The organism is Bradyrhizobium sp. USDA3010 (genome assembly GCF_056429065.1).
On sequence record NZ_JBWJZD010000005.1, the window covers coordinates 206,433 to 227,980 of the forward strand.

Below are 21,548 nucleotides of genomic sequence, written 5' to 3' on the forward strand. Positions count from 1 at the left end.
ATAAAAGTTTCGAATTTGCTGCCGGTGACGATCGGCACGCGAGGAGAAGACCATGAATCAAGAGATTATGAATCTTTTCAATCCGACGACGCCGGCTCAGGTCTTCGACCAGATCCGGATTTCGATCGCGTCTCCGGAGAAGATTCTGTCCTGGTCCTACGGCGAGATCAAGAAGCCGGAGACCATCAACTACCGCACCTTCAAGCCGGAGCGTGACGGCCTGTTCTGCGCGCGTATTTTCGGGCCGATCAAGGACTACGAGTGCTTGTGCGGCAAGTACAAGCGGATGAAGTACAAGGGCATCATCTGCGAGAAGTGCTCGGTCGAGGTGACGCTGTCGCGCGTCCGGCGCGAGCGCATGGGCCATATCGAGCTGGCGGCGCCGGTCGCCCACATCTGGTTCCTGAAGTCGCTGCCGTCGCGCATCGGCCTCTTGCTCGACATGACGCTGAAGGATCTCGAGCGGATCCTCTATTTTGAATACTACGTCGTTCTCGAGCCGGGTCTGACCGCGCTGAAGGACCGTCAGCTGCTGTCGGAAGACGAGTATCTGAAGGCGCAGGACGAGTACGGCCAGGACAGCTTCACGGCCATGATCGGCGCGGAGGCGATCCGCGAGCTGCTCAAGGGGCTCGAGCTCGAAAAGCTCGAGGCGACGCTGCGTGCCGACATGGCGGAGACCGACTCCGACATCAAGCACAAGAAGCTCGCCAAGCGTCTGAAGATCGTCGAGGCCTTCCGCGTCTCCGGCAACAAGCCGGAATGGATGATCATGACGGTCGTGCCGGTGATTCCGCCGGACCTGCGCCCGCTGGTGCCGCTCGACGGCGGCCGGTTCGCGACCTCCGACCTCAACGACCTGTATCGCCGCGTCATCAACCGCAACAACCGCTTGAAGCGGCTGATGGAGCTGCGTGCGCCTGACATCATCATCCGCAACGAAAAGCGCATGCTGCAGGAGGCCGTCGACGCACTGTTCGACAACGGCCGCCGCGGCCGCGTCATCACTGGCGCCAACAAGCGTCCGCTGAAGTCGCTCGCCGATATGCTGAAGGGCAAGCAGGGCCGGTTCCGCCAGAACCTGCTCGGCAAGCGCGTCGACTATTCGGGCCGTTCGGTGATCGTGGTCGGTCCCGAGCTGCGCCTGCATCAGTGCGGCCTGCCGAAGAAGATGGCGCTTGAGCTGTTCAAGCCGTTCATCTACTCGCGGCTCGACGCCAAGGGTCTGTCCACCACCGTGAAGCAGGCCAAGAAGCTGGTCGAGAAGGAGCGTCCGGAGGTCTGGGATATCCTCGACGAGGTGATTCGCGAGCATCCGGTGCTGCTCAACCGCGCGCCGACGCTGCATAGGTTGGGCATCCAGGCGTTCGAGCCGGTGCTGATCGAGGGCAAGGCGATCCAGCTGCATCCGCTGGTCTGCGCCGCCTTCAACGCCGACTTCGACGGCGACCAGATGGCCGTGCACGTTCCGCTGTCGCTCGAAGCGCAGCTGGAAGCGCGCGTCCTGATGATGTCGACCAACAACATCCTGCATCCGGCGAACGGCCAGCCGATCATCGTGCCGTCGCAGGACATCGTGCTCGGCCTCTACTACGTCTCGATCATGCGCGAAGGCCTGCCCGGCGAGGGCAAGATCTTCGGCGACATGGCCGAACTCGAGCACGCCCTGCATTCGAAGGTCATCCACCTCCACACCAAGATCAAGTACCGGTGGGAAGGCCTCGACGAGGAAGGCAAGATGTCCAAGCGGTGGATCGAAACCACCGCCGGCCGCGTCATGCTCGGCAACCTGCTGCCGAAGAGCGCCAAGATCTCGTACGACATCATCAACAAGCTGATGACCAAGCGCGAGATCTCCGGCGTGATCGACCAGGTCTACCGTCACTGCGGTCAGAAGGAGACGGTGATCTTCTGCGACCGCATCATGGCGCTCGGCTTCTACAACGCCTTCAAGGCGGGCATCTCGTTCGGCAAGGACGACATGGTCGTGCCGGCGTCGAAGTGGAAGATCGTGGACCAGACCCGTACGCTGGCGAAGGATTTCGAGCAGCAGTACAATGACGGCCTGATCACCCATGGCGAGAAGTACAACAAGGTCGTCGACGCCTGGTCGAAGGCCGGTGAAGAAGTCGCCAAGGCGATGATGAAGGAGATCTCGTCCACCAAGAAGACGGCGGCGGGCGCGGATGCCGACATCAACTCGATCTACATGATGGCGCACTCCGGTGCGCGTGGTTCGCCGGCCCAGATGCGCCAGCTCGCCGGCATGCGCGGCCTGATGGCCAAGCCGTCGGGCGAGATCATCGAGACGCCGATCATTTCCAACTTCAAGGAAGGTCTGTCGGTGCTCGAGTACTTCAACTCGACCCACGGCGCCCGCAAGGGCCTCGCGGACACCGCGTTGAAGACCGCGAACTCCGGCTACCTGACCCGCCGTCTGGTCGACGTCGCGCAGGACTGCATCATCACGCAGACCGATTGCGGCACCAAGCTCGGCATCAAGATGCGCGCCATCGTCGATGCCGGCACGGTCGTTGCCTCGCTCGGCTCGCGCATCCTGGGCCGTACGGCCTGCGATGACGTGCGCGATCCCGCCACCAACGAGGTTGTCGTCAAGCGCGACACGTTGATGGAGGAGACCCATGTCGACGCGATCCAGCAAGCCGGCATCCAGGAAGTGAAGATCCGCTCGGCGCTGACCTGCGAGCTGGTCAACGGCATCTGCGCCAAGTGCTACGGCCGCGATCTGGCCCGCGGTACCCCGGTCAACCACGGTGAGGCCGTCGGCGTCATCGCGGCACAGTCGATCGGTGAACCCGGCACGCAGCTGACGATGCGCACGTTCCACATCGGCGGCGCCGCCCAGCTCAACGAGCAGTCGTTCGTCGAATCGAACTTCGACGGCAAGATCGTGATCAGGAACAAGGCGATCGCCCGCAACAGCGAAGGCAACCTGGTCGCGATGGTGCGCAACATGGTCGTTGCGATCGTCGATGCCGACGGCACCGAGCGTGCAACCCACCGTATTCAGTACGGTTCGAAGATGCACGTCGACGAAGGCGACATGGTCAAGCGCGGCCAGCGCATCGCGGAGTGGGATCCCTATACCCGCCCGGTGCTCACCGAAGTCGAGGGCACAATCGGTTTCGAGGATCTGGTCGAAGGCCAGTCGATCTCGGAAACGCTCGACGAGTCGACCGGTATCGCCAAGCGCGTGGTCATCGACTGGCGCACGACGCGCGGCGGTTCGGACCTGCGTCCGGCCATCGTGGTCAAGGGCAAGGACGGCAAGGTGATGAAGCTCGCGCGTGGCGGCGATGCCCGCTACATGCTGTCGGTCGACGCCATTCTGTCGGTCGACATCGGCGCGAAGGTGATGCCCGGCGACATCCTGGCGCGTATCTCGACCGAGAGCGCCAAGACGCGTGACATCACCGGCGGTCTGCCGCGGGTGGCGGAACTGTTCGAGGCTCGCAAGCCGAAGGATGCGGCGATCATCGCGGAGACCGCGGGAACGATCCGCTTCGGTCGCGACTACAAGAACAAGCGCCGCATCTCGATCGAGCCGTTGGACAAGACCGAGGAGCCGCGCGAGTACCTGATCCCGAAGGGCAAGCACATCCACCTTCAGGACGGCGACATCGTCGAAAAGGGCGATTTCATCGTCGAAGGCAATCCGGCGCCGCACGACATCCTGGCGATCAAGGGCATCGAGGAACTCGCTGCCTATCTGGTCAACGAAATCCAGGAGGTCTACCGGTTGCAGGGCGTGCTCATCAACGACAAACACATCGAGGTGATTGTCCGTCAGATGCTGCAGAAGGTCGAAGTCACCGATCAGGGCGACACCGACATGATCTCGGGCGAGCAGGTCGACAAGATCGAGTTCGACGCGCTCAACACCAAGGCCAAGGAAGAGGGCAAGAAGCCCGCCACGGGGACGCCGGTTCTGCTCGGCATCACCAAGGCGAGCTTGCAGACCCGCTCCTTCTTCTCGGCGGCGTCGTTCCAGGAGACCACGCGCGTGCTCACCGAAGCGGCCGTCAACGGCAAGGTGGACCCGCTCGAAGGCCTCAAGGAGAACGTCATTGTCGGCCGCCTGATTCCGGCCGGCACCGGCGCCTCGATGGCGCGGATTCGCGAAGTCGCGGTCAAGCGCGACAAGCTGATCCTCGACGAGCGCGAGAAGCAGCAGGCGGCGATCGTGCCGACGGCTCCGGAAGCGGAGCCGCTGGCGCTGCCGCCCGCGGAATAGGCATCCGCAAGACTACGGTAGTCAGCGAGAAGGCCGGCGTTCTGCCGGCCTTTTTGTTGCTTTCTTGCCTTGCTGCGGTGCAGGGACCCAGTTTGTTCATCTTCCCTTCAGGCAAAAAAGTGCCTTTGCTAGGGTGACTTAGACCGGCTGTTTGGCTCATGCCGGAGACGACGGAATCGATATGCTGGACTTGGCGATTGTAGGCGGCGGCCCCGGGGGGCTGATGAGCGCCTGGTATCTGAAGCGCAAACTCGGCGACCTCTGCCGCATCACCATCTTCGAGGCGTCGAACCGTCTCGGGGGCAAGATCGTCACGCGCAAATTCGACACCGCGCCGGCGATGTACGAGGCCGGCGTCGCCGAGATCTACGATTACTCGATGACGGGACCCGACCCGCTGCGCGAGCTGATCCAGCATTTCGGCCTGCAGACGATCCCGATGGATGCCGAGCAGGTGCATCTCGACGGCGAACTGCTGGCCGACGTTCCCGGCATGCGCCGCAAATACGGCGCGAAGACCGCGGCCGCGATCGAGGCGTTCCGCAAGCGCTGCAGCGAGCTGGTGTCGCCGATCGAGTATTACGAGGGCGTCGGCGCCCACGACAACGAACATCCGTGGGCCTACAAGACCGCCGAGCAGATCCTCGACGAAGAGGTCGAGGACGTGACCGCCAAGCGGTTCTTCAAGGTGATGGCGCGCTCCGACCTCGCGACCGAGAGCCACAACACCAACGGCCTCAACGCGCTGAAGAACTACGTCATGGATGTCGACGGCTATATCGGCCTGTATTCGATCCAGAACGGCAACGAGCAGCTGATCGATTGCCTGCGCTCGGAGGTCAGCGCCGACATCCAGCTCAACCATCGCGTCCTCAAGGTCGGCAAGACCGCGAGCGGCCGCTACCAGCTCAACATGATGAACGGCAAGGGGCCGGAGACGCGCGACTTCGACCTCGTGCTGGTCTGCCTGCCGCATTCCTGGCTCGCGACCATGCGCTGGGACGGCGAGCAGCTGCGCAAGTCGATGGTCAAGCACGTCGCCTATTTCGATCGTCCGGCGCACTATCTGCGCGTCTCGATCCTGTTCGACGAGCCGTTCTGGGGCGAGAAGATCCCGGGCGCCTGGTTCATGTCGGAAGCGTTCGGCGGCTGCTGCGTCTACAATGAGGGCGCGCGCCACGACGTCGGCAAGCACGGCGTGCTGAACTGGCTGATCGCCGGCTCCGACGCGCTTGCCTTCGCCAATCTCAGCGACGAGGAGCTGATCGACGCCGCGCTGAAATCGCTGCCGGCCTCGCTCGGCGATGCCCGTGCGCATTTCCTCGAGGGCAAGACCCATCGCTGGCTGTCGTCGGTCAATGCGCTGCCGGGCGGCCTGCCGGTGCGCGACGTCATGACCAACCACCGTCCCGATCCGAAGCAGCACCCCGGCATCGTGGTGGTCGGCGACTATCTGTTCGATTCGACGCTGAACGGGTTGCTCGATTCCTCCGATGCCGCAACCGACATCATCGTCACCGAGATGATGCGGCTGCGCCGCGCCCGCGCGCAGGACGAAGGCGCGCTGTCCGACAAGATCGACCGCAACTATTTCGAGAATTATCGCGGCGCCGGTCCCTACAGCGAAGTCTGGCGCAACTTCACCGACCCGGCCTATCTGACCGACCTGATCAAGACGGTGTGGGGCAGGGCGAAGGGCTACAAGCTGTTGGTCGCCGGCTCCGCCAGCGGCGAGCTGGTCGGCGCGCTGCGCGAGCGGGGCATCGATGCCTGGGGTATCGAGAACAACCGCTACATCCACGGCAAGACGCCGAAGGCGCTCAAGAAGTACAACAAGCTCGGCTCGATCGCCGACATGCCGTTCAAGGACCATGAGTTCGACTTCGTGTTCGAGACCTCGCTGTGCCATCTCGGCGAGAAGCAGGTCGTGCGCGGGGTGCGCGAGCTCAACCGCGTGGTCAAGACCGGCGTCGTGTTCGCGTCGGTGACCTCGGACATGGCGCCGGCGGTGATCGATCGCTACGACCTGCTGCGCGGCGTGAAGAAGCTCGGCACCTGGTGGGAATGGTCGGAATTGTTCTTCGGCAACGGCTTCGACCTGTCGATGCACCGCCGCGACTGCACCGATGCGCTGTGGACGTTGACGCTTGCCGCCAATAAGGGGCCGGGGCAGTGGTACGCCGACTCCGACAGCCTGCGCTATTCCTTCTTCGACAAGGTCGAGGCGGATCACGACGACTAGCGGCAGCGACTGACGGCACCGCTCGCGGTCTTGCGCAAGGCGAGCGGCCCTGCGTCAACCAACTGTCAGACGGCGGCCGTGCCGTGATTCCCGAATCCACGGGACCGCGCACCGCGCCGTTCCAAACGCTTTGCCGAATTCATTGTGATCGCATAGGATTGTACCAGCAGCATTCGCCGCTGCGGTTTCGATTTGCGGTCATGCCGGCCGTGGAGCAACGGTTGGTTTCATGGCGCCAAGACCTCCTGCATCAGACGATCCGAATCGATCGGCGGCCGACGACCCCGCGCTGAAGAAAAAGCCCGCGGCCGCGGCCGGTCCACCTGCGGCAACGGCCTCCGCCAAGCCCGCCGCGCCGGCCGATGATGATGAGGACGAGGACGACGAGTTCGAGCTCGACGACGATGATGACGAGGACCTCGTCGTCTTCACCGCCAGGGAAGCCGCCGGCGCGCTCTCCACGATCTTTGGCTTCGTCAAGCCGATCCTGACCAACTACAAGAAGCCGCTCGCCTTCGTCGCCATCGGCGTGCTGGTCGAGACGTTGTTCAACGTCATCATGCCGCTCAGCCTGAAATTCCTGATCGACGACGCGCTCGGCGAGGAGGATTTCCAGGCCCTTTACAAGATCCTCGGCGTGCTCGCGGTCGCCGGCATCGTCACCTCGATCATCGCGGTCTGGTACGAGCGCTGGGATGCGCGGCTCGGTGCGGGCATCATCGCCGACGTCCGGACCCGCATCTTCGACCACGTCCAGAACCTGCCATCGGCCTATTTCGCGCGCACCAAGCGCGGCGAGATCCTGTCGCGTTTCTCGATCGATCTGTCGGCCTTCGAGGGCTCGATCAAGACCTTCGCCAACAGCGCGGCGCTGCCGGGCCTCGAGCTGATCGCCGGCATCATCCTGATGCTGTTCCTGAACTGGCAGCTTGCCGTGGTCGCCTTGCTGGTGTTTCCGATCACGCTGATCGGGCCGCGCATCCTGACGCCGAAGGCGGTGCTGGCCAATTACGAGCAGAAGCAGAACGAAGCTGCGCTGCTCGGCATGGTGCAGGAGAACGTCGCTGCCCAGGCGGTGGTCAAGGCGTTCAACCTGCAGCGCCGGGCGCTCGGCTGGTTCACGCTGCGCAACCGCGACGTCCGGGCCAAGGCCGCCTCAGCCATGTTCCTGTCCACCATGGTGGAGCGCACCGTCACCATTTCGGTGCTGCTGCTCCACCTCGTGGTGCTGGCGATCGGCGCCTATCTCGCCACCAAGGGGCAGATCACGGTCGGCACCTTCGTGACCTTCGAGAGCGCATTCTGGGAGGTGTCGTACAACATCGCCCATCTCATGCATTTCATCCCGGTGTCGATCCAGTCTGCGGCGGCAGTGCGGCACATCCAGGAGCTGCTCGACGAGCCGACCCGCGGCGCCGACCGTCCCGGCGCGCCGGATCTGCCGCGCATCACCAACGACATCTCCTTCGACCGCGTCACCTTCCAGTATGAGGGGGCGCAGACGCCGGTGCTCGACAATCTCAGCCTCAAGCTCAATGCCGGCAAGAGCATTGCGATCGTCGGTCCCAGCGGCTCCGGCAAGAGCACGCTGATCAACCTGATCCTGCGGCTCTACGTGCCGGACGAGGGCCGCGTTGCCATCGACGGCGTCGACATCCGCCGGGTCACGCGCGAGTCGCTGCGGGCCAGCATGGCGGTCGTGTTCCAGGAGAACATGCTGTTCAACATGTCGATCCGCGAGAACATCCGGCTCGGCAAGGAGGGGGCCACCGACGCGGAGGTCGAGGACGCCGCCAGGAAGGCCGAGATCCATCGCTACATCATGAGCCTGCCGCAGCGCTACGACACGCCGGTCGGTGAGCGCGGCGACACCTTGTCCGGCGGCCAGCGCCAGCGCATCGCGATCGCGCGCGCGATCATCCGCAACCCGTCCGTGCTGCTGCTCGACGAGGCGACCTCGGCGCTCGACCAGACCACGGAGGCGGCGATCAACCGCACGCTGCTCAAGGTGGCCGAGGGGCGCACCATGATCTGGTCGACGCACCGACTGGCCTCGGTGGTCGAGATGGACGAGATCATCGTGATCTCCGGCGGCAGGGCGATCGAACGCGGCTCGCACGAGGAACTGCTGGCCCTGAATGGCGTCTACCGCAGGCTGTGGGACGACCAGGGGCATGTCCATCACGACGCTGATGACGAGGATGACGACGACGCGGACGATGATGAAGATGACGAGGATGAGGACGAAGACGAGGCGTGAGTCCCGCGCTGCGTCGCCGGCAATGGTCGGACGCTAGATTCTTCTTTGACGCGTTCTCTTTACGCGAACCGGTATCCACTTCGCTCGAAAACGCTCCTGCTGATCGCGCCTCTACGCCCTGTCGGCGGCGTGCGGACGTTGCCGGAAGTGATTGGCGGACCGTGCTGCTGACGCTGCCTGCGGGCGGTGCAGCCGGCGCAGCGTGCCCCGGCCGAGATAGCCGAGGAAGCGCGCCCAGCGCTGGGCCTGCCAGTAGGGCCCGCTGCCGATCGACACCTCGCGGAAGTTGAATGCCTTGGCATTCGACCAGGCGTCGCACTCCGTCTTGACCGGATCGTCGTAGAACGCCGTGATCTTCTCCTCGCCCATCCCGTCGGTCGCAAGCCAGGCCGGGATATGGACGTTGCAGAGCTGGGATACGTCGGTGAAGACCTTGTCGGTCCCGGTGCCGGTGACGGGGCAGGTGCTGGCGAAGGCGTCGCCGACCAGCACGACGCCGGCCTGCCGATAGCCGGTGCTGACATAGACGTCGGCGGGCCTGATCTTGATGTCGCCGGCCACGTCGAACTCACCGGTGAGCCGGCGCAGCCGCGGCAGCGCAGCGTTGAGCGTTTCGACCGGATTGCGCCGCATCGCCCGCAGCCACGGATCGTCGGCCTGGCGGTAGGTGAACAGGTTGGCGCGCATCCGGTTTCCGACCGGAAACAGCGTGATGTAAGGGATGCGGTCGCTCGGCCGCTCCGAAAAGTAGGTCATGGCCGCGAACGGGAAGGCGGGGCGGCCGACGGGGACGAAATCGAAGCCGATCGAGATCGAGTGGCAGAAGCTGGTCACCAGCCGCTCGATGCCGAGCATCCGGCGCAGCCCGACATTCAGGCCGTTGGCGAGCACCACGAGGCGCGCCGAGATCTCCTCGCCGCCCGAAAGCACCAAGCGCTGCCGCTCGGAGCTGGTCGCGACATTGACGACCTTGTCGCGGATGAATTCCGCCGGCCCGGCGATCTCGGCCCGAATCGCCGTGATCAGCGCGTCGTACATGATGCCGTATTGCCGGCTCGGCTGCCGGTCGAGCAGACGGCCGAATCGCGCGATCCAGTTCTCGCCGTCGAGCGTCGCCGAACGCAGCACGGATTCGGCAATCCCGGTCCGGACGAATCGCGCGAGCTGGAGGTCGCCGCCGATCTTTTCGACGCGGAAGTCGAACGGATAGACCTGATGAGGGTCGATCAGGACGGTCGGTATCCCGGCACGGCCAAGCATGGCGGCCGCGGTCGAGCCCGCAAGACCTCCGCCGATGATCGCGATGTCGGTGTACCGCATGACGTTTTCCGTGGCCGTAGACCGCAATTTTTGCGCCGAGAATGGCAAATAAAGGCTTAGTTTCGAAATTCGCCTTCAGGTCCAAGTTGGGGAGAGTTGTTTCCAATCATATTCTACCCGGATATAATATGATTCCGCTGGCGTGCCGGAGATTCGGATTCGGGCGAGGGGAGTCGCAGACGCTGTCATATTTCGACGCCCGACGAGCGCCGCGAAATGCGAAATCTGCAAGCGCCAGAGGCGTTTCTTTGCTTGTCGTTTTGCTTGACTTCACTATCTCTCGATTATACAAGGCGCTCACTTAACGACAGGCGGTGAGCTACGCCAGCGTCGGAACGGAACACCCCAGGGCCCTTTTTCAGGCGCCGGACGGGCACCAACCTCGACGAATGCCGCTCAGACGCTGTCGATGATAGCTAGGCAATGCCAGGACGATTTTGGTTCTCTTGAGCACGTCCTCTTGAGAGTGAATTCGGATGCATGACCTCGGTGGCGGACCGGACAGCGAACGCTGAACGGTTCGGGATCGCGGTCCTCTGTGGCGTCGATGCGCTTTCCGCTCAGCGATGAGTGGTTGGCGCGATTTCGCTTTGCGCGGGTGTTTGTTCCGCGTCGAGCGGGCCGTACGGGACGGCTAGTCCTGAGAAGAAATTTGCGGAGCCATTCAAGGTTCTCGCGCGAACTAAAGGGTGAAGGCTGCATGCCGACGATCAACCAGCTGATCGCAAAACCACGTGAAGTGCAGAAGTCGCGCAAGAAGGTGCCGGCGCTGCAGCAGTCGCCGCAGAAGCGCGGCGTGTGCACGCGCGTCTACACCACGACCCCGAAGAAGCCGAACTCGGCGCTTCGTAAGGTCGCCAAGGTGCGCCTGACCAACGGCTTCGAGGTGATCGGCTACATCCCGGGTGAAGGCCATAACCTGCAGGAGCACTCGGTGGTCATGATCCGCGGCGGCCGCGTCAAGGACTTGCCCGGCGTGCGCTACCACATCCTCCGTGGCGTGCTGGATACCCAGGGCGTCAAGAACCGTAAGCAGCGTCGTTCGAAGTACGGCGCGAAGCGTCCGAAGTAAGCGGGAAACGATCAGATGTCGCGTCGCCATTCTGCTGAGAAGCGTGAAGTTCTTCCGGATCCGAAGTTCGGGAACATCATCATTACGAAGTTCATGAACTCGGTGATGTACGCCGGGAAGAAGTCGGTCGCCGAAAACATCGTCTACGGTGCGCTCGGCATGATCGAGGCCAAGACCAAGCAGCCGCCGCTCGGCGTGTTCGAGCAGGCGCTCGAGAACGTGATGCCGACCATCGAGGTCCGTTCCCGCCGCGTCGGCGGCGCGACCTACCAGGTGCCGGTGGAAGTCCGCTCGGTGCGCCGTCAGGCGCTCGGCATCCGCTGGCTGATCTCGGCTGCCCGTGAGCGCAACGAGAAGACCATGACCGAGCGTCTGTCGGCGGAGCTGCTCGATGCCTCGAACAATCGCGGCAACGCCGTCAAGAAGCGTGAAGACGTGCACCGGATGGCGGAAGCCAACCGCGCCTTCTCGCACTATCGCTGGTAAGGCGATCAACGGAATTTAAGGAACAGTCTCATGCCCCGCCAACATGCCATCGAGGACTACCGCAACTTCGGTATCATGGCGCATATCGACGCCGGCAAGACCACGACCACCGAGCGCATCCTGTATTACACTGGCAAGAGCCACAAGATCGGCGAAGTGCACGAAGGTGCCGCGACGATGGACTGGATGGAGCAGGAGCAGGAGCGTGGCATCACGATCACTTCGGCCGCGACCACCGCGTTCTGGAACGGCAAGCGCCTGAACATCATCGACACCCCCGGCCACGTCGACTTCACCATTGAAGTCGAGCGTTCGCTGCGCGTGCTCGACGGCGCCGTTTGCGTTCTCGACTCCAACCAGGGCGTCGAGCCGCAGACCGAGACCGTCTGGCGCCAGGGCGACAAGTACAAGGTTCCGCGCATCGTCTTCGCCAACAAGATGGACAAGACCGGTGCCGACTTCTTCAAGTGCCTGTCCGATATCGTCGACCGCCTCGGCGCCAAGCCGATCGCGATCCAGCTGCCGATCGGTGCCGAGAACAACTTCAAGGGTCTCGTCGACCTGGTGAAGATGAAAGGCATCGTCTGGAACGATGAATCGCTCGGCGCCAAGTTCGACTATGTCGACATCCCGGAAGATCTGGTCGAGCAGGCCAAGGAATATCGCGAGAAGATGGTGGAAGCCGCCGTCGAGCTCGACGATGATGCTTTGGCTGCCTTCCTCGACGGCAAGGAGCCGGACGAGGCGACCCTCAAGCGCCTGATCCGCAAGGCCGTGCTGACCGGCGCTTTCTATCCCGTGCTGTGCGGCTCCGCGTTCAAGAACAAGGGCGTGCAGCCGCTGCTCGACGCCGTCGTCGACTATTTGCCGTCGCCGATCGACGTGCCCGCGATCAAGGGCACCGATGAGGACGGCAACGAAGTCGTGCGTCATGCGGACGACAAGGAGCCGCTGGCTCTGCTCGCGTTCAAGATCATGGACGACCCCTTCGTCGGCACCATCACCTTCTGCCGCATTTATTCCGGCATCCTGCAGTCGGGTACCGGCGTGGTGAACTCGACCCGCGAGAAGAAAGAGCGTATCGGCCGCATGCTGCTGATGCATGCGAACAACCGCGAAGACATTAAGGAAGCCTATGCCGGCGACATCGTCGCGCTGGCTGGCCTGAAGGAAGCGCGCACCGGTGACACGCTGTGCGATCCCGACAAGCCGGTCATCCTCGAGAAGATGGAATTCCCGGAGCCGGTGATCGAGATCGCGATCGAGCCGAAGTCGAAGGCCGACCAGGAAAAGCTCGGCGTGGCGCTTGCCAAGCTCGCCGCGGAAGATCCGTCGTTCCGCGTGTCGACCGACCAGGAGTCCGGCCAGACCATCCTCAAGGGCATGGGCGAACTGCATCTCGACATCAAGGTCGACATTCTCAAGCGCACCTACAAGGTCGATGCCAACATCGGCGCGCCGCAGGTGGCGTTCCGCGAGCGCGTGACCAAGAAGGCTGAAGTCAAGTACACCCACAAGAAGCAGACCGGCGGTACCGGTCAGTTCGCCGAAGTGTCGATCGTCGTCGAGCCGAACGAGCCCGGCAAGGGCTATGAGTTCGAATCGAAGATCGTCGGTGGTGCGGTGCCGAAGGAATACATCCCCGGCGTCGAAAAGGGCCTCAACAGCGTGATGGGCTCCGGCGTCGTTGCCGGCTTCCCGGTGGTGGACGTCAAGGTGCAGCTGGTCGACGGCAAGTATCACGACGTCGACTCGTCGGCGCTGGCGTTCGAAATCGCATCGCGGGCTGCGTTCCGCGAGGCGCTGACGAAGGGCAAGTCCGTTCTGCTCGAGCCGATCATGAAGGTCGAGGTGGTGACCCCGGAAGACTACACCGGTTCGGTCATCGGCGACCTGAATTCCCGGCGCGGCCAGATCCAGGGCCAAGACATGCGTGGCAACGCCAACGTCATCAATGCGATGGTGCCGCTCATGAACATGTTCGGTTACGTGAACAACCTGCGCTCGATGAGCCAGGGTCGCGCGACCTTCACCATGCAGTTCGATCACTACGCCGAAGCTCCGGCAAACGTGTCGGCTGAAGTCCAGAAGAAGTTTGCCTGATTGTCGTTGATGGCAGTCAACGATTGAACGGAGAGTCAAATGGCCAAAGCTAAATTCGAACGTAACAAGCCCCACTGCAACATCGGCACCATCGGTCACGTCGACCATGGCAAGACCTCGCTGACCGCAGCGATCACCAAGGTGCTCGCAGAAACCGGCGGCGCGACGTTCACCGCCTACGACCAGATCGACAAGGCGCCGGAAGAGAAGGCGCGCGGCATCACGATCTCGACCGCTCACGTCGAGTACGAGACGAAGAACCGCCACTACGCTCACGTCGACTGCCCCGGCCACGCCGACTACGTGAAGAACATGATCACCGGTGCCGCCCAGATGGACGGCGCGATCCTGGTCGTGTCGGCTGCTGACGGCCCGATGCCGCAGACCCGCGAGCACATCCTGCTCGCCCGCCAGGTCGGCGTGCCCGCGCTGGTCGTGTTCCTCAACAAGTGCGACATGGTCGACGATCCGGAGCTGCTCGAGCTCGTCGAGCTCGAGGTCCGCGAGCTGCTCTCGAAGTACGAATTCCCGGGCGACAAGATCCCGATCATCAAGGGTTCGGCGCTCGCCGCCCTCGAAGACAAGGACAAGGCGCTCGGCCACGACGCTATCCTCGAGCTGATGCGCAATGTCGACGAATACATCCCGCAGCCGGAGCGTCCGATCGACCAGCCGTTCCTGATGCCGGTTGAAGACGTGTTCTCGATCTCGGGCCGCGGCACCGTCGTCACCGGCCGTGTCGAGCGCGGCGTGATCAAGGTCGGCGAGGAAATCGAAATCGTCGGTATCCGCGACACCCAGAAGACCATCGTCACCGGCGTCGAAATGTTCCGCAAGCTGCTCGATCAGGGCCAGGCCGGCGACAACATCGGTGCGCTGCTCCGCGGCACCAAGCGCGAGGAAGTCGAGCGCGGCCAGGTGCTGTGCAAGCCCGGTTCGGTCAAGCCGCACACCAAGTTCAAGGCTGAGGCTTACATCCTCACCAAGGAAGAGGGCGGTCGTCACACCCCGTTCTTCACCAACTACCGTCCGCAGTTCTACTTCCGCACCACCGACGTGACCGGTGTCGTGCACCTGCCCGAAGGCACCGAGATGGTGATGCCGGGCGACAACATCGCGATGGAAGTGCACCTGATCGTGCCGATCGCGATGGAAGAGAAGCTGCGCTTCGCGATCCGCGAAGGCGGCCGCACCGTCGGCGCCGGCGTCGTCGCCGCCATCATCGAGTAAGGGTGGATCAGTCAGTTTGCAGCGGGTGGGTTCGCCCACCCGCCGCTCACCACTCGCTATTCGCTAATTGAGCGACGAAGAAAGAGATACGGCAATGAACGGCCAAAACATTCGCATCCGTCTCAAGGCGTTCGACCATCGAATCCTCGATACGTCGACCCGTGAGATCGTGAACACGGCGAAGCGCACCGGTGCGCAGGTTCGCGGACCGATTCCGCTGCCGACCCGCATCGAGAAGTTCACCGTCAACCGTTCGCCGCACGTTGACAAGAAGAGCCGCGAGCAATTCGAGATGCGCACTCACAAGCGCCTCCTCGACATTGTCGACCCGACCCCGCAGACCGTCGATGCGCTGATGAAGCTCGACCTGGCCGCCGGTGTCGACGTCGAGATCAAGCTCTAAGGTTTTGGATTTTTACGTCCGCCGCTTGCGGACAGAAAGACAGGAAGCACGCCGATGCGCTCCGGAGTGATCGCACAAAAGGTCGGGATGACGCGGGTCTTTACGGAGACCGGCGAGCATATCCCTGTGACCGTGCTGAAGTTGGGCAACTGCCAGGTGCTGGGCCACCGCACGACCGAGAAGAACGGCTATGTCGCTCTTCAGCTCGGCTCGGGCGCCCGCAAGACGGTGTACATGCCGAAGGCCGAACGCGGCCAGTTCGCGGTCGCCAAAGTCGAGCCGAAGCGCAAGGTCGCCGAGTTCCGCGTGTCCGAGGACGCGCTGATCCCGGTCGGCGCGGAAATCCAGGCGGACCATTTCGTGGTCGGCCAGTTTGTCGACGTGACTGGCACCTCGATCGGTAAGGGCTTCGCCGGCGGCATGAAGCGCTGGAATTTCGGCGGTCTGCGCGCCACCCACGGTGTGTCGGTCTCGCACCGCTCGATCGGTTCGACCGGTGGCCGTCAGGACCCCGGCAAGACCTTCAAGAACAAGAAGATGCCCGGTCACATGGGCGTCGACCGCATCACCACGCTCAATCTGCGCGTGGTTTCGACCGACGTCGAGCGCGGCCTGATCCTCGTCGAAGGCGCCGTTCCCGGTTCCAAGGGCGGCTGGATCTCGGTGCGCGACGCCGTCAAGAAGCCGCTGCCGAAGGAAGCCCCGAAGCCCGGCAAGTTCAAGGTCGCCGGCGGTGAAGCTACCGAGGCTGTAGCCGAGAAGGAGGGCGTGTGAGATGGAACTGAAAGTCACCACCCTTGAAGGCAAGGACGCCGGCTCGGTTCAGCTGTCGGACGAGATCTTTGGTCTCGAGCCGCGCAAGGACATCATCCAGCGTTGCGTGCAGTGGCAGCTCAACAAGCGCCAGGCCGGCACCCACAAGGCCCAGGGCCGCGCCGACGTCTGGCGCACCGGCAAGAAGATGTACAAGCAGAAGGGCACCGGCGGCGCCCGTCACGGCTCGGCCCGCGTGCCGCAGTTCCGCGGCGGTGGCCGTGCGTTCGGTCCGGTGGTTCGCTCCCATGCGACCGACCTGCCGAAGAAGGTGCGCGCGCTCGCGCTGAAGCATGCGCTGTCGGCCAAGGCCAAGGACGGCGGGCTGATCGTGATCGACAATGCGCAGCTCGAGGCCGCCAAGACCAAGGCGCTGCTCGGTCACTTCTCGGGCCTCGGCCTGACCAATGCGCTGATCATCGACGGTGCCGAGTTGCACAACGGTTTCGCGACCGCGGCCCGCAACATCCCGAACATCGACGTGCTGCCGATCCAGGGCATCAACGTCTACGACATTCTCCGCCGCCACAAGCTGGTGCTGACCAAGGCTGCGGTTGATGCGCTGGAGGCGCGCTTCAAATGAAGAACATCGATCCGCGCCACTACGACGTCATCATCTCGCCGGTCGTGACGGAAAAGGCGACGCTCGCCTCCGAGCACAACAAGGTGCTGTTCAAGGTCGCCAGCAAGGCGACCAAGCCGCAGATCAAGGAAGCGGTCGAGAAGCTGTTCGACGTCAAGGTGAAGAGCGTCAACACTCTCGTTCGCAAGGGCAAGACCAAGGTGTTCCGCGGCAATCTCGGCTCGCAGTCGGACTCCAAGCGCGCGATCGTGACCCTTGAAGAGGGCCACCGCATCGACGTGACTACCGGACTATAAGGCGCAACGACGATGGCATTGAAAACCTACAATCCCACGACGCCGGGCCAGCGCCAGCTGGTCATGGTCGATCGTTCGGCGCTCTACAAGGGCAAGCCGGTGAAGACCCTGACCGAGGGCAAGCTCGGCAATGGCGGTCGCAACAACACCGGTCGCATCACCGTGCGTTTCCGCGGCGGCGGCCACAAGAAGGCCTACCGCACCGTCGACTTCCGCCGCGACAAGGTGGACATGCCGGCGGTCGTGGAGCGGCTGGAGTACGATCCGAACCGCACCGCGTTCATCGCGCTGATCAAGTATCAGGACGGCGAGCTGGCCTACATCCTGGCGCCGCAGCGTCTGGCGGCGGGCGACACCGTCGTCGCCGGCAATTATGTCGACGTGAAGCCGGGCAACGTCATGCCGCTCGGCAACATGCCGGTCGGCACGATCGTGCACAACATCGAGCTGAAGATCGGCAAGGGCGGCCAGCTGGCACGCTCCGCCGGCACCTATGCCCAGATCGTCGGGCGCGACCAGGACTACGTCATCGTCCGCCTGAACTCGGGCGAGCAGCGTCTCGTGCACGGCCGTTGCCGCGGCACGATCGGCGCGGTCTCGAACCCGGATCACATGAACATCTCGATCGGCAAGGCCGGTCGTACCCGCTGGCTCGGCTGGCGTCCGCACAACCGCGGCGTCGTCATGAACCCGATCGATCACCCGCACGGCGGTGGTGAAGGTCGTACCTCGGGCGGTCGTCACCCGGTTACTCCGTGGGGCAAGCCGACCAAGGGCAAGAAGACCCGCACCAACAAGTCGACCAACAAATTCATTCTCCTCAGCCGCCACAAGCGGAAGAAGTAAGGAACGCCGGACATGGTTCGTTCAGTCTGGAAAGGCCCGTTCGTCGAGGGTTCTCTGCTCAAGAAGGCAGATGCCGCGCGCGCGTCCGGCCGTCACGACGTCATCAAGATCTGGAGCCGTCGCTCCACCATCCTGCCGCAGTTCGTCGGCCTGACCTTCGGTGTCTACAACGGCCAGAAGCATGTGCCGGTGGCGATCAACGAGGAAATGGTGGGTCACAAGTTCGGCGAGTTCTCGCCGACCCGGACCTTCCACGGCCACTCGGGCGACAAGAAAGCCAAGAAGGCTTGAGGAATAGACGATGAGCAAACCAAAGCGCGAACGTAGCCTCGCGGACAATGAGGCCAAGGCCGTCGCCCGCATGCTGCGCGTCAGCCCGCAGAAGCTCAACCTGGTGGCGCAGCTGATCCGCGGCCGCAAGGCTTCGGCTGCGCTTGCCGACCTGCAGTTCTCGCGCAAGCGGATCGCGGTCGACGTCAAGAAGTGCCTGGAATCGGCGATCGCGAACGCCGAGAACAACCATGACCTCGATGTCGACGATCTCGTCGTTGCCGAGGCGCATGTCGGCAATGGCATCGTGATGAAGCGTTTTGCTCCGCGCGGCCGTGGCCGTTCGGGCCGTGTGTTCAAACCGTTCTCGCACCTGACCATCGTGGTTCGTCAGGTCGAGGCCGAGGCAAGCGCCTAAGAAGGGCGCAGGAGAAGACGATGGGTCAAAAGATCAATCCAATCGGGCTGCGTCTCGGCATCAACCGGACCTGGGACTCCCGTTGGTTCGCCGGCAAGCAGGAATACGGCAAGCTCCTGCACGAGGACGTCAAGATCCGCGAGATCCTGCACAAGGAGCTCAAGCAGGCGGCTGTCGCCCGCATCGTGATCGAGCGCCCGCACAAGAAGTGCCGCGTGACGATCCACTCGGCCCGTCCGGGTGTCGTGATCGGCAAGAAGGGCGCCGACATCGACAAGCTGCGCAAGAAGGTCGCCGACATCACCTCGTCGGACGTCGTGATCAACATCGTCGAAATCCGCAAGCCGGAGCTCGACGCGACCCTGGTCGCTGAATCGATCGCCCAGCAGCTGGAGCGCCGCGTTGCGTTCCGCCGCGCCATGAAGCGCGCCGTGCAGTCGGCGATGCGTCTCGGCGCCGAGGGCATCCGCATCAACTGCTCGGGCCGTCTCGGCGGCGCCGAAATCGCGCGCATGGAGTGGTATCGCGAAGGTCGCGTGCCGCTGCACACGCTGCGCGCCGACGTCGACTACGGCGTTGCCACCGCGTTCACGACCTTCGGCACCTGCGGCGTCAAGGTCTGGATCTTCAAGGGCGAGATCCTCGAGCACGATCCGATGGCCCAGGACAAGAAGATGGCCGAGGGCGACAACACGCCGCGTTCGCGCCGCGACGCCGCTTGAGGCAAAGCAGGAATTTGAGGGCTTAAAGCCATGATGCAACCTAAGAAGACGAAGTTCCGGAAGGCGCATAAGGGCCGTATCCACGGCGTTGCGACCTCTGGCGCGACGTTGGCGTTCGGCCAGTTCGGCCTGAAGGCGATGGAGCCTGAGCGCGTCACCGCCCGTCAGATCGAAGCCGCCCGCCGCGCGCTGACTCGTCACATGAAGCGCGCCGGCCGCGTCTGGATCCGGGTGTTCCCGGACGTGCCGGTGTCGAAGAAGCCCGCCGAAGTCCGCATGGGCTCCGGCAAGGGTGCGCCGGAATTGTGGGTGGTCCGGATCAAGCCGGGCCGCGTGATGTTCGAAATCGACGGCGTGCCGGTGCAGACCGCCAAGGAGGCGCTGTCGCTCGCCGCCGCCAAGCTGCCGATCAAGACGCGCTTCGTTGCGCGCATTGCGGAGTAATCGCCATGGCCGAGATGAAAGTTGAAGACATTCGCGCGATGAGCGACGACCAGCGGGAAGACGCGGTCCTGAACCTGAAGAAGGAACGCTTCAACCTGCGTTTCCAGCGCGCCACCGGGCAGCTGGAGAACACCTCGCGGATGCGGGAAGCCCGCCGCGATATCGCTCGTATCAAGACCATCGCCGCGCAACTGCGCGCGAAGAAGAAGTAAGGGGCCAGCTATGCCGAAACGTACTCTGCAGGGCGTGGTCGTGAGCGACAAGCAAGCCAAGACCGTGGTGGTGCGCGTCGATCGCCGCTTCACCCACCCGATCTACAAGAAGACGATCCGCCGTTCCAAGAACTACCACGCGCACGACGAGGACAATCAGTTCAAGCCGGGCGACATGGTCTGGATCGAGGAATCGAAGCCGATCTCGAAGCTGAAGCGCTGGACCGTGGTCCGGGGCGAACACAAGAAAACGGCCTGATTACTTCGGCCTGGCCGAAGACATTCAGGGAAATTTTGGGCGCGCTAAAGCGCAGAAAGAGGACGAGGTGCATCAATGATTCAGATGCAGACCAACCTCGACGTGGCCGATAATTCAGGCGCACGCCGTGTCATGTGCATCAAGGTTCTTGGAGGTTCCAAGCGCCGCTATGCCACCGTGGGCGACGTTATCGTTGTGTCGATCAAGGAAGCCATTCCGCGTGGCAAGGTGAAGAAGGGCGACGTGATGAAGGCCGTCGTGGTCCGGGTCCGCAAGGACATCCGCCGCGCCGACGGTTCGGTCATCCGCTTCGACCGCAACGCCGCCGTGCTGATCAACAATCAATCCGAGCCGGTCGGCACCCGTATCTTCGGGCCGGTGCCGCGCGAGCTGCGCGCCAAGAACCACATGAAGATCATTTCGCTTGCGCCGGAGGTGCTGTGATGGCTGCCAAGATCCGCAAGGGCGACAAGGTGATGGTGCTCACCGGCCGCGACAAGGGTCGCACCGGCGAGGTGTTCGAGGTGCGTCCGGACGAGAACAAGGCTCTCGTTCGCGGCATCAACATGGTGAAGCGTCACCAGAAGCAGAGCCAGACCCAGGAAGGCGGCATCATCTCCAAGGAGATGCCGATCGACCTGTCCAACATTGCGTATGTCGGCAAGGACGGAAAGCCGACCCGCATTGGGTTCAAGATTCATGCCGATGGCAAGAAGGTTCGTGTTGCCAAGAGCTCGGGAGCAGAGATCGATGGCTGAGACAGCTTACACGCCGCGCCTGCGCGCGGAGTATGACAAGAAGATCCGCGGCATGATGACCGAGAAGTTCGGTTATGCCAACGTGATGCAGGTGCCGCGCCTCGACAAGGTCGTGCTCAACATGGGCGTCGGCGATTCCGTCAACGACCGCAAGAAGGCCGAGACCGCCGCTGCCGAGCTGAGCCTGATCGCCGGCCAGAAGGCGATCGTGACCTATTCGCGGATCGCGATCGCGACCTTCAAGCTGCGCGAGAATCAGCCGATCGGCTGCAAGGTCACGCTGCGCAAGGCCCATATGTACGAGTTCATCGACCGCCTGGTGAACGTGGCGCTGCCCCGCGTCCGCGACTTCCGCGGCCTGAACCCGAAGAGCTTCGACGGCCGTGGCAACTATTCGCTCGGTATCAAGGAGCACATCATTTTCCCCGAGATCGACTTCGACAAGGTCTCGGAAGCGCGTGGCATGGACATCACGGTGTGCACCACCGCCAAGACCGACGACGAGGCGCGTGCCTTGTTGGCCGCGTTCAATTTCCCGTTCCGGCAGTGAGTAGCT

Annotated in this window: 22 protein-coding genes; 21 read left to right on the top strand and 1 reads right to left on the bottom strand. The window is 63.3% G+C overall.

Annotated elements, in window-relative coordinates; all coding sequences use genetic code 11:
* Nucleotides 1-52: 52 nt before the first annotated feature.
* From rpoC to AC066Y_RS11030, 3 genes are all read left to right on the top strand, one after another.
* On the top strand, nucleotides 53-4,255 hold the full coding sequence (rpoC, locus tag AC066Y_RS11020; protein WP_478273895.1) for a DNA-directed RNA polymerase subunit beta': 4,203 nt from the start codon (nucleotides 53-55) through the stop codon (nucleotides 4,253-4,255).
* Nucleotides 4,256-4,436: 181 nt separating this feature from the next.
* On the top strand, nucleotides 4,437-6,497 hold the full coding sequence (locus tag AC066Y_RS11025) for an FAD-dependent oxidoreductase (protein ID WP_478273896.1): 2,061 nt from the start codon (nucleotides 4,437-4,439) through the stop codon (nucleotides 6,495-6,497).
* A 229-nt stretch (nucleotides 6,498-6,726) separates the two neighbouring features.
* Nucleotides 6,727-8,757, top strand: coding sequence for an ABC transporter ATP-binding protein (locus AC066Y_RS11030; protein ID WP_478273897.1), 2,031 nt, complete (start codon nucleotides 6,727-6,729; stop codon nucleotides 8,755-8,757).
* Between the two features lie 111 nt (nucleotides 8,758-8,868).
* Here the strand turns inward: AC066Y_RS11030 and AC066Y_RS11035 are convergent, their stop codons facing one another.
* Nucleotides 8,869-10,077 carry an FAD-dependent oxidoreductase gene (locus AC066Y_RS11035; RefSeq protein ID WP_478273898.1) on the bottom strand — a complete coding sequence of 403 codons (1,209 nt, stop codon included), beginning with the start codon at nucleotides 10,075-10,077 and terminating at the stop codon, nucleotides 8,869-8,871.
* Nucleotides 10,078-10,777: 700 nt separating this feature from the next.
* Here AC066Y_RS11035 and rpsL point away from each other — a divergent pair.
* From rpsL to rplE, 18 genes are all read left to right on the top strand, one after another.
* On the top strand, nucleotides 10,778-11,149 hold the full coding sequence (gene rpsL, locus AC066Y_RS11040; protein ID WP_028168167.1) for a 30S ribosomal protein S12: 372 nt from the start codon (nucleotides 10,778-10,780) through the stop codon (nucleotides 11,147-11,149).
* A gap of 15 nt (nucleotides 11,150-11,164) precedes the next feature.
* Complete coding sequence (gene rpsG, locus AC066Y_RS11045; RefSeq protein ID WP_021081660.1) at nucleotides 11,165-11,635, top strand: 30S ribosomal protein S7; 471 nt, start codon at nucleotides 11,165-11,167, stop codon at nucleotides 11,633-11,635.
* A 30-nt stretch (nucleotides 11,636-11,665) separates the two neighbouring features.
* Nucleotides 11,666-13,738 (top strand): elongation factor G, encoded by a 2,073-nt coding sequence (fusA, locus tag AC066Y_RS11050; RefSeq protein ID WP_173637160.1) that lies wholly within the window; start codon nucleotides 11,666-11,668, stop codon nucleotides 13,736-13,738.
* Nucleotides 13,739-13,777: 39 nt separating this feature from the next.
* Complete coding sequence (gene tuf / locus AC066Y_RS11055; RefSeq protein ID WP_478273899.1) at nucleotides 13,778-14,968, top strand: elongation factor Tu; 1,191 nt, start codon at nucleotides 13,778-13,780, stop codon at nucleotides 14,966-14,968.
* Nucleotides 14,969-15,062: 94 nt separating this feature from the next.
* Nucleotides 15,063-15,371, top strand: a complete 309-nt coding sequence (rpsJ, locus tag AC066Y_RS11060; RefSeq protein WP_002712302.1) for a 30S ribosomal protein S10 — start codon at nucleotides 15,063-15,065, stop codon at nucleotides 15,369-15,371.
* Between the two features lie 54 nt (nucleotides 15,372-15,425).
* The gene (gene rplC, locus AC066Y_RS11065; protein WP_092114994.1) at nucleotides 15,426-16,145 is read left to right on the top strand and encodes a 50S ribosomal protein L3; all 720 of its coding nucleotides are present in this window, start codon (nucleotides 15,426-15,428) and stop codon (nucleotides 16,143-16,145) included.
* Between the two features lies 1 nt (nucleotide 16,146).
* Nucleotides 16,147-16,767: a 50S ribosomal protein L4 gene (gene rplD / locus AC066Y_RS11070; protein ID WP_173637158.1), complete on the top strand. Its 621-nt coding sequence runs from the start codon at nucleotides 16,147-16,149 to the stop codon at nucleotides 16,765-16,767.
* On the top strand, nucleotides 16,764-17,063 hold the full coding sequence (locus AC066Y_RS11075; RefSeq protein ID WP_478273900.1) for a 50S ribosomal protein L23: 300 nt from the start codon (nucleotides 16,764-16,766) through the stop codon (nucleotides 17,061-17,063). Before rplD ends, AC066Y_RS11075 begins: the two co-directional genes overlap by 4 nt.
* Nucleotides 17,064-17,075: 12 nt before the next feature.
* Nucleotides 17,076-17,909 carry a 50S ribosomal protein L2 gene (gene rplB / locus AC066Y_RS11080; RefSeq protein WP_021081655.1) on the top strand — a complete coding sequence of 278 codons (834 nt, stop codon included), beginning with the start codon at nucleotides 17,076-17,078 and terminating at the stop codon, nucleotides 17,907-17,909.
* Between the two features lie 12 nt (nucleotides 17,910-17,921).
* Nucleotides 17,922-18,200 carry a 30S ribosomal protein S19 gene (rpsS, locus tag AC066Y_RS11085; protein ID WP_018272137.1) on the top strand — a complete coding sequence of 93 codons (279 nt, stop codon included), beginning with the start codon at nucleotides 17,922-17,924 and terminating at the stop codon, nucleotides 18,198-18,200.
* 10 nt (nucleotides 18,201-18,210) lie between these two features.
* On the top strand, nucleotides 18,211-18,597 hold the full coding sequence (rplV, locus tag AC066Y_RS11090; protein WP_018272136.1) for a 50S ribosomal protein L22: 387 nt from the start codon (nucleotides 18,211-18,213) through the stop codon (nucleotides 18,595-18,597).
* 20 nt (nucleotides 18,598-18,617) lie between these two features.
* Nucleotides 18,618-19,319, top strand: coding sequence for a 30S ribosomal protein S3 (rpsC, locus tag AC066Y_RS11095; protein ID WP_018272135.1), 702 nt, complete (start codon nucleotides 18,618-18,620; stop codon nucleotides 19,317-19,319).
* A gap of 30 nt (nucleotides 19,320-19,349) precedes the next feature.
* Nucleotides 19,350-19,763, top strand: coding sequence for a 50S ribosomal protein L16 (rplP, locus tag AC066Y_RS11100; RefSeq protein WP_016843752.1), 414 nt, complete (start codon nucleotides 19,350-19,352; stop codon nucleotides 19,761-19,763).
* A gap of 5 nt (nucleotides 19,764-19,768) precedes the next feature.
* Nucleotides 19,769-19,975, top strand: coding sequence for a 50S ribosomal protein L29 (gene rpmC, locus AC066Y_RS11105; protein ID WP_021081654.1), 207 nt, complete (start codon nucleotides 19,769-19,771; stop codon nucleotides 19,973-19,975).
* Nucleotides 19,976-19,985: 10 nt separating this feature from the next.
* Nucleotides 19,986-20,234, top strand: a complete 249-nt coding sequence (gene rpsQ, locus AC066Y_RS11110) for a 30S ribosomal protein S17 (RefSeq protein WP_092114991.1) — start codon at nucleotides 19,986-19,988, stop codon at nucleotides 20,232-20,234.
* Nucleotides 20,235-20,309: 75 nt separating this feature from the next.
* Nucleotides 20,310-20,678 (top strand): 50S ribosomal protein L14, encoded by a 369-nt coding sequence (gene rplN / locus AC066Y_RS11115; protein WP_011473865.1) that lies wholly within the window; start codon nucleotides 20,310-20,312, stop codon nucleotides 20,676-20,678.
* Nucleotides 20,678-20,992 carry a 50S ribosomal protein L24 gene (rplX, locus tag AC066Y_RS11120; RefSeq protein ID WP_173637157.1) on the top strand — a complete coding sequence of 105 codons (315 nt, stop codon included), beginning with the start codon at nucleotides 20,678-20,680 and terminating at the stop codon, nucleotides 20,990-20,992. Before rplN ends, rplX begins: the two co-directional genes overlap by 1 nt.
* On the top strand, nucleotides 20,985-21,542 hold the full coding sequence (gene rplE / locus AC066Y_RS11125) for a 50S ribosomal protein L5 (RefSeq protein WP_478273901.1): 558 nt from the start codon (nucleotides 20,985-20,987) through the stop codon (nucleotides 21,540-21,542). Before rplX ends, rplE begins: the two co-directional genes overlap by 8 nt.
* Nucleotides 21,543-21,548: the final 6 nt, after the last annotated feature.